Below are 11,576 nucleotides of genomic sequence, written 5' to 3'. Positions count from 1 at the left end.
AAACCAGTTTCCACGCGCGCCACCGTCGTGGCTGGTCGCGCAGTTCCCCGCGCCCCTGAGATGCGCACTTCGTGCGCCATCTCATCAGAGAGGCGCACCGCCGCCGCCCCGTCGGGAGGCGCGCGAAGCGCAGCCTCCGAGGGGGAGGCGGCGCGAAGCGCCTGCCTCAGGGGCGCGGGGAACTGCGCGAGAAGCGGCCACCGGCGCGCGGACGGAGAACGACCCAGGGGCGCGGGGAACTGCGCGACCAGCCCCCACCGGGCTGCAGACGGGTGACAGATCTTCGGGGACAGGGCCCCGGCTACCCTTAGAAGGTGAGCACCACAGACCCCCAAGGCCCCCTGCTCGGCGCAGCCGACATTCGCGAACTGGCGGCGGCACTCAACGTCCGGCCCACCAAACAGCGCGGCCAGAACTTCGTGATCGACGCGAACACGGTCCGCCGCATCGTCCGCACCGCGGAGGTCACCGGGGACGACAACGTCGTAGAGGTCGGACCGGGCCTCGGCTCGCTCACCCTCGCCCTGCTCGACGAGGCCCGCCACGTCACGGCGGTCGAGATCGACGACACCCTGGCGGCGGCGCTCCCGGCGACCATCGCGGCCCGCCTCCCGGCCAAGAAGGACGCCTTCGACCTGGTCAACATGGACGCCATGCAGGTCACCGAACTCCCCGGCCCGCCCCCGACGGCCCTGGTCGCGAACCTGCCGTACAACGTCGCGGTGCCGGTGCTGCTGCACATGCTCGACACGTTCCCGAGCATCGAGCGCACCCTCGTCATGGTGCAGGCCGAGGTCGCCGACCGCCTCGCGGCCCGCCCCGGCAACAAGGTCTACGGCGTCCCCTCGGTCAAGGCCAACTGGTACGCCGACGTCAAGCGCGCCGGCAGCATCGGCCGCAACGTCTTCTGGCCCGCGCCGAACGTCGACTCCGGCCTCGTCTCGCTCGTGCGCCGCGCCGAGCCGGTCGCCACCACGGCCACGAAGGCGGAGGTGTTCGCCGTCGTCGACGCCGCGTTCGCCCAGCGCCGCAAGACACTGCGCGCCGCGCTCGCGACCTGGGCGGGATCGGCGCAGGCCGCCGAGGAGGCGCTGGTCGCGGCCGGGGTCTCCCCGCAGGCGCGCGGCGAGGCACTGACGGTGGAGGAGTTCGCCCGGATCGCGGAGGCCAAGCAGCAGTGAGTGTGACCGTACGCGTCCCCGCCAAGGTCAACGTCCAGCTCGCCGTCGGCGGCGCCCGCCCGGACGGCTTCCACGACCTGGCCAACGTCTTTCTCGCCGTCGGCCTCCACGACGAGGTGACCGTCGAGCCGGCCGACGAGCTGTCCCTGACCTGTACGGGTCCGGGCAGCGATCAGGTGCCCCTGGACCGGACGAACCTCGCCGCCCGCGCCGCGATCGCGCTGGCCGGGCGGCACGGGCTCGGCGATCCGAAGGTCCGTATCCACATCGCCAAGGACATCCCGGTCGCGGGCGGCATGGCGGGCGGTTCCGCCGACGCGGCGGGGGCGCTCGTGGCGTGCGACGCGCTGTGGGGGACCGGGGCGTCCCGCGCCGAACTCCTCGACATCTGCGCCGAGCTGGGCAGCGACGTGCCGTTCAGCCTGGTCGGCGGGGCCGCGCTCGGCACCGGGCGCGGCGAGAAGTTGCAGCCGCTGGAGGTGGGCGGGGAGTTCTGGTGGGTGTTCGCCGTCGCCGACGGGGGGCTCTCCACCCCGGCCGTGTACCGGGAGTTCGACCGGCTCAGCCCCGAGGCGCCGGAGCCGGTCGCCTCGTCCGCGCTGCTCGACGCGTTGCGCACCGGTGACGTGGAGCGGCTCGCCGCCACCGTCACGAATGACCTTCAGCCCGCCGCGCTCTCCCTCTTCCCCTCGCTGAAGGAGACCCTCGACGCGGGGACGGCCGCCGGGGCCGTGGCCGCGCTGGTGTCCGGGTCGGGCCCGACGACGGCTTTCCTCGCGGCCGACGAGGCGGCGGCCCGCGCCGTCGCCGAACGGCTCGCCGCGTCCGGGACGTGCCGGGCTGTGCGGGTGGCCGGCTCGCCCGCGGCCGGGGCGACGGTACTCAGCGGTAACTGAGTACGCGCACGCTGTCGGGGTCCGGGCCCGGCGCGGGACGCTGTGTCTCATGCAGAGACCAAGAGGTCGTCGCCGTCGCCGGTTGCGCCGGGCCGCCGTGCCGCTCGGGGCCGTCGCCCTGTTCGGACTGAACGCGGCGCTGGCCGCCCGCGGTCACCCGCTGCCGCCGCCCGGCCTGTCCGGCGGCCCCGGCCGCCTGACCCGCCCCCGAGAGGTGACCCCCCTCCTCCGCCACCGTCGTGTCGTTCGTCCGCGGCCCGGTGGCCGCTTCTCGCGCAGTTCCCCGCGCCCCTGAAGGCTGCGCTTCGCGCGCCTTCCCCTGATGAGATGGCGCACGAAGTGCGCATCTCAGGGGCGCGGGGAACTGCGCGCTCAGCCCCCGCCGGAGCCGCGCGCGGCCGGTGGCGGGACGGGGGCGACGTGGCCCCGACTACGCTGGACAGCCGGGCCCACCCCGCCAGGGCCCGGCGAAACCCGCGCGGCAGGAGCGAAATGGCAGTCAATCTGGTCAATGTCGAGGCAGTCACCAAGGTGTACGGCACCCGTGCCCTCCTCGACGGCGTCTCCCTCGGCGTGCAGGAGGGCGACCGGATCGGCGTCGTGGGCCGCAACGGCGACGGCAAGACCACCCTCATCCGCATGCTGGCCAAGCTGGAGGAGGCCGACACCGGCAGGGTCACGCACAGCGGCGGCCTGACCCTCGGCGTACTCACCCAGCACGACTCCCTCGACCCCGAGGCGACCGTCCGCCACGAAGTGATCGGCGACCTCGCCGACCACGAGTGGGCGGGCAACGCCAAGATCCGGGACGTGCTGACGGGCCTGTTCGGCGGGCTGGACCTGCCCGGCTTCCCGCAGGGGCTCGACACCGTCATCGGCCCGCTCTCCGGCGGCGAGCGCCGCCGCATCGCGCTGGCCAAGCTGCTCATCGCCGAGCAGGACCTGATCGTGCTCGACGAGCCCACGAACCACCTGGACGTCGAGGGCATCTCCTGGCTCGCCCGCCACCTCCAGGCCCGCCGCTCCGCGCTCGTCTGCGTCACCCACGACCGCTGGTTCCTGGACCAGGTCTGCACCCGTATGTGGGACGTGCAGAAGGGCGACGTCTACGAGTACGAGGGCGGCTACTCGGACTACGTGTTCGCCCGCGCCGAGCGCGAGCGGATCGCCGCGACCGAGGAGGCCAAGCGGCAGAACCTGATGCGCAAGGAGCTGGCCTGGCTGCGCCGCGGCGCCCCGGCCCGCACCTCCAAGCCCCGCTACCGCATCGAGGCGGCCAACGAGCTGATCGCCGACGTGCCGGAGCCCCGCGACAAGAGCGAGCTGATGAAGTTCGCCAACGCCCGGCTCGGCAAGACCGTCTTCGACCTGGAGGACGTGACCGTCCAGGCCGGCCCGAAGGTGCTGCTCAAGCACCTGACCTGGCAGCTCGGCCCCGGCGACCGCATCGGCCTGGTCGGGGTGAACGGCGCGGGCAAGACCTCCCTGCTGCGCGCCCTCGCCGACGCGGCCACCAGCCACGGCGACGTCCAGCCCGCCGCCGGGAAGGTCGTCGTCGGCAAGACGGTCCGCCTCGCCTACCTCTCGCAGGACGTCACCGAACTCCCGGGCACGCTGCGGGTGCTGGAGGCCGTGCAGCAGATCCGTGACCGCGTCGACCTGGGCAAGGGCCGCGAGATGACCGCGGGCCAGCTGTGTGAGCAGTTCGGGTTCTCCAAGGAGAAGCAGTGGACGCCCGTCGGCGACCTGTCCGGTGGCGAGCGGCGCCGCCTGCAACTGCTGCGGCTGCTCATGGACGAGCCGAACGTCCTCTTCCTCGACGAGCCGACGAACGACCTGGACATCGAGACCCTGACCCAGCTGGAGGACCTGCTCGACGGCTGGCCGGGCTCCATGGTCGTGATCTCCCACGACCGGTTCTTCATCGAGCGCACCACCGACAACACCTTCGCGCTGCTCGGCGACGGCACGCTGCGGATGCTGCCGCGCGGCATCGAGGAGTACCTGGAGCGCAGGCAGCGGATGATCGAGGCCGCCACCCCGGCCCCGGCCGCCGCACCCGCCGCCAAGTCCGGCCCCTCCGCGGCCGACACCCGCGCCGCGAAGAAGGAGCTCCAGAAGATCGAGCGGCAGATGGACAAGATCTCCGAGAAGGAGGCCAAGCTGCACACCCAGATCGCGGACAACGCGACGGACTTCGGCAAGGTCGCCAAGCTCGACGCGGACCTGCGCGAACTCGTCGCCGAGCGTGAGGAGCTGGAGATGCGCTGGCTGGAGCTGGCCGAGGACGCCTGACCGGGGGCCGTCGGCCGGGTGGTAGAAAGAGGCCTCCGGACTCCCGCCCCACCGGGGGGCCGCCAGTGAAGAAAGGGGAGGGCCGATGACTCAGCCGCCCGACCCGCGGCCCTCCGGCAGCAGCACCTCCGCCCCACAGGACGACCCGTTCCGGAAGCAGCCGCAGGCACCCGCCGCCTTCGGCCCGCCGCCCCCGCCGCGGACACCCCCGCAGGGCCACGGCTCCGCGCACCCGTACCCGTACCCGTACGGATATCCGCAGCCGCCCACCGCACCGCCGCCCACCGCACCGCCGGGCACCCCCGCCGTGCGGCGGGGCGCCTCGGTCGTGTGGATCGTCGTCGCCGCCGTCGCGGCCATCGCCCTGATCATCGGCCTGGGCGTCCTGTACGCCACCTCCGACGACGGCGGCGGCGGCAGCCCGGTCAGCGGTAGCGCCGGCGGCAGGCGGAGTGGCGACGGAAGTCCCGGATCCGGCTTCGGAGCCCCGGGCGAGGAGAAGGTGCCCGCCGACCCCGCGGCCCGGCTCGCCTTCGCGCTGCCCGCGCCGCGGGTCGCCGAGGACCGCGTGGACAGCGTCGTGGGTTCCTGGCTGACCGACCGTACGTACGCCAAGGCGGGCGTCGGCGAGATCACCGGCCACGATCCCGCGACCGGCAAAGAGACCTGGACGCTGCGGCTGCCCGGCCAGACCTGCGGCGCCACCGACGACGTCACCAAGGACGCGCTGGCCGCCGTCGTCAGCGAGAACGGCCCGCGGACCGCGGACGGCCGGCGCCGGCCCTGCACGCAGATCACCCTGTTCGACGTGAACACCGGCAAGAAGATGTGGACGAGGAGCGTCGGCACGGGCGCCGCGGCCGTCCCGTTCGACGAGCCCGTCCTCTCCGGCGACACCCTCGCGCTCGGCGGCGGCCTGCGCGGCGGCGCCGCCCTCGACATCAAGACCGGCAGAATCCTGTGGCAGCCGCAGAGCGGCACCTGCCAGGACGTCGGCTACGCGGGCGGCGCCCAGCTCGCCACCGTCCGCAAGTGCGCCGTCGACGGCACGGAGCAGTACGAGGTCCAGCTCCTGGACCCGGGCACCGGGCGCCCCAGGTGGACGTACCAGCTCGCCGACGGTGTCGGCAGCGCCCGGGTCCTGTCCACCGACCCGGTCGTCGTCGGCGTCGGCACCGGCGAGGACGCCGCTCGCACCGTCACCGGCATCATCCCGATGAGCGCCACCGGCAAGCCCCTCACCACCCTCTCGCTCGACGACGACACCTACGACCTCGGCTGCGACGTCGGCAGGACCGACGGCTGCCGGAAGATCGTCGTCGGCAACGGGCGGGTCTATCTGGCCACCCGCCCGCACGACGGCGGCCCCACCGGCACGACCAACGAGATCGTCTCCTACAGCCTCACCACCGGGCGGCTCACCGGCGACCGGGCCGACGGCGGCGCCTACCGGCTCTTCCCGCTCCGGATGGACGGCGGGAACGTCCTCGCCTACGCGGACGGCTCGTTCGACAAGGGCGTGCGCGTCGTCTCCGTCGATCCCCGGTCGATGAAACAGACGACGCTGCTGCACACCCCGACCGGCGACACGGCCACGTACGCCGTGAGCGGCATGGTCGTCGGGCTCAGCGGCTCCGAAGTCCGCTACTCCGGCGGCCGGTTGTTCCTCGGCAAGGCCCTCATCGGTGCGCCCGCCTCGAAGGACCGCAAGGAGTACACGGCCGTCGCCTTCACCGTGGGCGATCACGCGCACTGATCACAACCGGGCGCCAGGTGACCTGCTTTTACGCTCCCGCACCCCCAATCACCCCCGAAAAGCTGCGATTTCAGCATTGCGGGCCGCTTCTGACCGGTAGGGGGCGCGCGACGTCGAACAAGCGTGTAGCTTCCGGTGGATGAAGGAGGACGGGGAGTCGGGGGGCTCGCCTGTCCGTGGGGGGCCCAGGGGACATGTGCTGCTTCTGGGTCGAACTGGGGGGTTGGCCCGATGGGAGTGCGGCTCATGGTGGTCGACGACCACCGACTGCTGGCCGAGGCGCTCGCCTCGGCACTGAAACTGCGCGGACACCGTGTCCTCGCCGCGGCAGCGCCCGCCGCGGGCGCCGCCGAACTGGTCATCTCCCGCGCCCCGGAGGTCTGCCTGCTCGGCACGTCGGCCCCGGCGGAGCCCGGCACCTTCGACCCGGTCGTCCGGATCAAGAAGGAGCGCCCCCAGGTGGCGGTGGTGGTCCTGGGCCCGGTCCCGTCCCCGCGCGGCATCGCCGCGGCGTTCGCCGCCGGCGCCTCCGGCTACGTACGGCACGACGAGCGCATAGAGGGAGTGGAGCGGGCCCTGATGAAGGCGCGCGCGGGTGAGGCCGCCGTGGCCCCGGCGCTGCTCCAGGGCGCGTTCAGCGAACTGCTCAACCCCGCGGCCCAGCCGGACGACGAGGGGCAGCGGCTTCTCCAGATGCTGACCCCGCGCGAGGTGGAGGTCCTGGTCCGGGTCGCGGACGGCGAGGACACCCGGCTGATCGCGGCCGGCATGGGCATCGCCCCGTCCACGGCCCGCACCCACGTCCAGCGGGTCCTGATGAAGCTCGGCGTCGGCTCCCGTCTGGAGGCCGCCGCCCTCGCGGCCCGCACCGGCCTGCTCGACCGGGCGGGCCCGGTGGGCGGCGAACCGCCTTCCGCTTCACAGGAGCAGGAGTAGTGGGCTATAGTCGATCTTGCGTTCGGCGCTGCAACTGGCAGAGCGGAACAGTGCGTTGGTGGTCCAAGGAAAGACGCCCCGCTTCCTGCGGGGAAATGCAGGTGCAAGGCCTGCCCGGCGCTCCAGAAGCAGAAGGCCCGCCCCGTTCCGACGGGGCGGGCCTTCTGCGTTGTACGAGCACGGGACACGCGAACGGGCCGGGCGCACCGCGGTGTTGCGGTGCGCCCGGCCCGTTCCGGTTACCCGGTCACGCGTCGTCCTGGTCCGGGGTCGGCGGCGCCGTGGGGCGCAGCTTCAGCCAGACCAGGAAGAAGAGTCCGAGGGCCAGCATGCCGATGCCCGCCCACAGGTTGATGTTGATGTCCTGGGCCTTCTTGAGGTCCGCGTCGGATGCCGTGATGCCCGCGATCGTGACGATGATCCCGTACACCACGAAGAGTCCGCCGATGATGCGGCGCACGTCGAAGAGGCGGGCGGCCGTGGCCGACTTGGCCTCCAGCTCCTTCACCTCGTCCACGTGGCTGTTCGTGTGGTCGCTCATGTCGTGTTACCTCGGACCTCAGAAGGAGAACGGGATGTAGCAGATGGCGGCGAGGACGATCGCGCCCCAGCCCAGCAGGGCCGGCTTGCGGTACCAGGCGTCGTCACCCTCGGCGGGCGGTTCCTCCATGCCCGGGGACTTGGTCCCGTAGACGAGACCGGCCAGTTCCTCGGCGGGCTTGGACTTGGTGAACATCGTGACCACGAACATCACGATGCCGCCGACCACGAACGCGACGATCGAGGAGACGAAGTTGGCGCCCTGGTCCGAGGGGATCGAGATGACGCCCTGCTTGTAGAACCAGAAGTAGTTCACCATCGCGGCCACCGTGCCGGACAGCAGACCCCAGAAGCCGGCCGCGGCCGTGGTGCGCTTCCAGAACATGCCGATGATGAAGACCACGAACAGCGGCACGTTGAAGAAGGAGAACAGCGTCTGCAGGTAGTTCATGATGTTGCTGAAGCTGCCCGCGATGAACGCCGTGCCCATGCCGATGAAGACGCCGACGGCGGTCACGACCCGGCCGGTCTTCAGGTAGTAGCCGTCGCTGCGGCCCTTCTTGATGTACGCGCCCCAGATGTCGTTGGTGAACACCGTGTTGAACGACGAGACGTTGGCGGCCATACCGGCCATGAACGCGGCGAGCAGACCGGTCACCGCGATGCCGAGGACACCGTTGGGGAGCAGGTCGCGCATGAGGACGGGGATGGCGTCGTTGTACTGGAGGCCGTCCTTGCCGGCCTTGCCGAGCGAGGGCTCCATCACCAGGGCGATCAGGCCCGGGACCACGACGACCATCGGGATGAGGATCTTCGGGAACGCGGCGATCAGCGGCGTGCGCTTGGCGGCGGAGAGGTTCTTCGCGGACAGGGCGCGCTGCACCTCGGCGAAGTTGGTCGTCCAGTAGCCGAAGCTCATCACGAAGCCGAGGCCGAGCACGATGGTCAGCCAGTTCGCGCCGAGCGGGTTCGAGGAACCGATGCCGGTGCCCTGCCACGCCGTCATGAACGAGTCGCCCTGCGAGTGCGACAGCGAGTCGGAGATGCCGTCCCAGCCGCCGACGCGCTTGAGGCCCACGATGGTCAGCGGGATGAGCGCGGCGAGGATGACGAAGAACTGCAGGACCTCGTTGTAGATCGCCGAGGACAGTCCGCCGATCGTGATGTACGCGAGGACGAACAGACCCGCGATGACGATGGCGAGCCACTGCGGCCAGCCGAGCAGGGCCTGGAGGACCAGGGCCATCGCGTACAGGTTGACGCCCGCGATCAGCACCGACGAGACGGCGAAGATGATCGAGGAGAGCAGGTGCGAGGACGGCCCGAAACGGTGCAGCAGGAACTCGGGGACCGAGCGCACCTTCGACATGTAATAGAACGGCATCATGACCAGGCCCAGGAAGACCATGGCCGGGATGGCGCCGATCCAGTACCAGTGCACGGTGTAGACGCCGTACTGCGCGCCGTTGGCGGCCATGCCGAGGATCTCGGTGGCGCCCAGGTTGGCGGAGACGAAGGCGAGACCCGTGACCCAGGCGGGCAGGGAGCGCCCGGACAGGAAGAAGTCGAGGCTGGTCTTCACCGAGCGGCGGGCCGCGAAGCCGATACCGAGGACGACGACGAAGTAGATCGCCAGGATCGCGTAGTCGAGGCCGTTGGTGGGGAGCCGTAGCTCTGCCGCGAGCGTGGATGTGGGGGACTGCATGAGTACTCGCTTCGTTGCGCGAACTGAAACAGTCCGGAACCTACGCCTCCGGCTTCAATAAGTGAACACTTATCTTGATGTTCTTTGTTTGATTGTGATCGAAGCCTCGCGTTTGCGCAGGAACGCGATGCATCACGGTGCATCCCTTGACGACCGTGTTGCCTTATGCTTTGTTGTGTTTGGTTCTGTTTGTTTGTTGGTGCGATGAGGAGCATCGGACGTGAAGAAGACGTCGACCCGGCTCGCCGACGGTCGTGAACTGATCTATTACGACTCGCGGGACGACGTCGTGCGCGACGCCGTGGACCGGCGCCCCCTCGATCCCACGGTCACCACCTCCGAGATCCGCCGGGACCCGCTGCTCGGCGACGCCATCGCCGTCGCCTCGCACCGCCAGGGCCGCACCTACCACCCTCCGGCCGACGAGTGCCCCCTGTGCCCCTCGGAAAACGGCCGACTCTCCGAGATCCCGGATTCCTCCTACGACGTCGTCGTCTTCGAGAACCGGTTCCCCTCGCTCGCCGGGGACGCGGGCCGCTGCGAGGTGGTCTGCTTCACCTCCGACCACGACAAGTCCTTCGCCGACCTCACCGAGGAGCAGGCCGGGCTCGTCCTGGAGGCCTGGACCGACCGCACGGCCGAGCTGTCCCACCTTGACTCCGTCGAACAGGTCTTCTGTTTCGAGAACCGCGGCGCCGAGATCGGCGTCACCCTCGGCCACCCGCACGGGCAGATCTACGGCTACCCCTTCACCACTCCGCGCACCGCGCTGATGCTCCGCTCGGCGGCCCAGCACAAGGAGCAGACCGGCGGGCGGAACCTGTTCGCCGACGTCGTCGAGAAGGAGATCGAGGACGGCAGCCGGATCGTCCTGGAGGGCGAGCACTGGGTGGCCTTCGTGCCCTACGCCGCCCACTGGCCGTACGAGGTCCACCTCTACCCCAGGCGCCAGGTCCCGGACCTGCTCGCGCTGGACGACGACGCCCGCACAGAGTTCCCCAAGATTTATCTGGAACTGTTGAGGCGCTTCGACCGGATCTTCGGTGAGGACCAGCCGGTGACGCCGTACATCGCCGCCTGGCACCAGGCGCCGTTCGGCCCGCTGGACGAGTTCGAGGGAGTCACCCGTGACGACTTCGCGCTGCACCTGGAGCTTTTCACCATCCGCCGCACTTCCGGCAAGCTGAAGTTCCTCGCGGGCTCCGAGTCCGGCATGAGCGTGTTCATCAACGACGTGCCGCCGGAGGCCGCGGCCGAGCGACTGCGAGAGGTAGCGAGCAAGTAATGGGCAAGGCCGAATCTCGGAAGTACATGGTCACGGGCGGCGCCGGATACGTCGGCAGCGTCGTCGCGCAGCACCTGCTGGAGGCGGGCCACGAGGTCACCGTCCTCGACAACCTCTCCACCGGCTTCCGCGAGGGCGTCCCCGCCGGGGCCGCCTTCGTCGAGGGCGACATCCGCGACGCCGCCAAGTGGCTCGACGACTCCTTCGACGCCGTGCTGCACTTCGCCGCCTTCTCGCAGGTCGGCGAGTCCGTCGTGAAGCCCGAGAAGTACTGGGACAACAACGTCGGCGGCACCATGGCCCTGCTCGCCGCGATGCGCACGGCCGGGGTGAAGAAGCTCGTCTTCTCCTCCACCGCCGCCACCTACGGCGAGCCGGTCAGCACCCCGATCACCGAGACCGACCCGACGGCGCCCACTTCCCCCTACGGCGCCTCGAAGCTCGCCGTCGACCACATGATCACCGGCGAGGCGGCGGCCCACGGGCTCGCGGCCGTCTCCCTGCGCTACTTCAACGTGGCGGGCGCGTACGGCGACTGCGGCGAGCGGCACGACCCCGAGTCGCACCTCATCCCGCTCGTCCTCCAGGTCGCCCAGGGCCGCCGCGAGGCCATCTCGGTCTACGGCGACGACTACCCCACCCCCGACGGCACCTGCGTGCGCGACTACATCCACGTCGCCGACCTCGCCGAGGCCCACCTCCTCGCCGTCGAGGCCGCCCGCCCCGCCGAGCACCTGATCTGCAACCTCGGCAACGGCAACGGCTTCTCGGTCCGCGAGGTCATCGAGACCGTCCGCCAGGTCACCGGCCACCCGATCCCCGAGGTGAGCGCCCCGCGCCGCGGCGGCGACCCGGCGGTCCTGGTCGCCTCCGCCGCCACCGCGCGCGAGCGCCTCGGCTGGAACCCGTCCCGCGCGGATCTCGCGGGAATCGTCGCCGACGCCTGGGCGTTCGCCCAGGCGCGCCAGCAGCAGAAGTAGGG

Annotated in this window: 9 protein-coding genes; 7 read left to right on the top strand and 2 right to left on the bottom strand. The window is 71.0% G+C overall.

Annotated features, from left to right (window positions below; all coding sequences use genetic code 11):
• The first annotated feature begins 314 nt into the window (after positions 1 to 314).
• From rsmA to K377_RS26190, 5 genes are all read left to right on the top strand, one after another.
• Complete coding sequence (gene rsmA, locus K377_RS26210; protein ID WP_111665973.1) at positions 315 to 1,181, top strand: 16S rRNA (adenine(1518)-N(6)/adenine(1519)-N(6))-dimethyltransferase RsmA; 867 nt, start codon at positions 315 to 317, stop codon at positions 1,179 to 1,181.
• On the top strand, positions 1,178 to 2,077 hold the full coding sequence (locus K377_RS26205; RefSeq protein ID WP_111665972.1) for a 4-(cytidine 5'-diphospho)-2-C-methyl-D-erythritol kinase: 900 nt from the start codon (positions 1,178 to 1,180) through the stop codon (positions 2,075 to 2,077). The genes rsmA and K377_RS26205 overlap by 4 nt, the downstream gene beginning before the upstream one ends.
• Before the next feature lie 492 nt (positions 2,078 to 2,569).
• Complete coding sequence (locus tag K377_RS26200) at positions 2,570 to 4,372, top strand: ABC-F family ATP-binding cassette domain-containing protein (protein ID WP_111665971.1); 1,803 nt, start codon at positions 2,570 to 2,572, stop codon at positions 4,370 to 4,372.
• Between the two features lie 85 nt (positions 4,373 to 4,457).
• On the top strand, positions 4,458 to 6,128 hold the full coding sequence (locus K377_RS26195; protein ID WP_111665970.1) for a PQQ-binding-like beta-propeller repeat protein: 1,671 nt from the start codon (positions 4,458 to 4,460) through the stop codon (positions 6,126 to 6,128).
• A gap of 231 nt (positions 6,129 to 6,359) precedes the next feature.
• Entirely contained in the window at positions 6,360 to 7,064 is a 705-nt protein-coding gene (locus K377_RS26190; RefSeq protein WP_111665969.1) for a response regulator transcription factor, read from the top strand.
• Between the two features lie 247 nt (positions 7,065 to 7,311).
• Here the strand turns inward: K377_RS26190 and K377_RS26185 are convergent, their stop codons facing one another.
• Together K377_RS26185 and K377_RS26180 are read right to left on the bottom strand one after the other, a co-directional pair.
• Entirely contained in the window at positions 7,312 to 7,605 is a 294-nt protein-coding gene (locus K377_RS26185) for a hypothetical protein (protein ID WP_111665968.1), read from the bottom strand.
• Positions 7,606 to 7,623: 18 nt separating this feature from the next.
• Positions 7,624 to 9,309, bottom strand: coding sequence for a sodium:solute symporter family protein (locus K377_RS26180; RefSeq protein ID WP_111665967.1), 1,686 nt, complete (start codon positions 9,307 to 9,309; stop codon positions 7,624 to 7,626).
• Positions 9,310 to 9,529: 220 nt separating this feature from the next.
• On the opposite strand from K377_RS26180, the gene galT reads away from it, so the two are divergent.
• On the top strand, positions 9,530 to 10,594 hold the full coding sequence (gene galT / locus K377_RS26175; protein WP_111665966.1) for a galactose-1-phosphate uridylyltransferase: 1,065 nt from the start codon (positions 9,530 to 9,532) through the stop codon (positions 10,592 to 10,594).
• A complete protein-coding gene (galE, locus tag K377_RS26170; protein ID WP_111665965.1) occupies positions 10,594 to 11,574 on the top strand; it encodes a UDP-glucose 4-epimerase GalE in 981 nt (326 codons plus the stop codon). The genes galT and galE overlap by 1 nt, the downstream gene beginning before the upstream one ends.
• Positions 11,575 to 11,576 lie beyond the last annotated feature (2 nt).

The organism is Streptomyces sp. PsTaAH-137 (genome assembly GCF_003259365.1).
Classification (GTDB): Bacteria; Actinomycetota; Actinomycetes; order Streptomycetales; family Streptomycetaceae; genus Streptomyces.
Note: the sequence above shows the minus strand (reverse complement) of the source record. Positions and strands in the feature narration are given on the sequence as shown.

Bases quoted from the DNA above. Each gene is read 5' to 3' on its own strand.
- K377_RS26200 (WP_111665971.1), top strand. From the start codon at position 2,570: ATGGCAGTCAATCTGGTCAATGTCGAGGCAGTCACCAAGGTGTACGGC.
- K377_RS26195 (WP_111665970.1), top strand. From the start codon at position 4,458: ATGACTCAGCCGCCCGACCCGCGGCCCTCCGGCAGCAGCACCTCCGCC.
- K377_RS26185 (WP_111665968.1), bottom strand. From the start codon at position 7,605: ATGAGCGACCACACGAACAGCCACGTGGACGAGGTGAAGGAGCTGGAG.
- K377_RS26180 (WP_111665967.1), bottom strand. From the start codon at position 9,309: ATGCAGTCCCCCACATCCACGCTCGCGGCAGAGCTACGGCTCCCCACC.
- galE (WP_111665965.1), top strand. From the start codon at position 10,594: ATGGGCAAGGCCGAATCTCGGAAGTACATGGTCACGGGCGGCGCCGGA.
- K377_RS26190 (WP_111665969.1), top strand. From the start codon at position 6,360: ATGGGAGTGCGGCTCATGGTGGTCGACGACCACCGACTGCTGGCCGAG.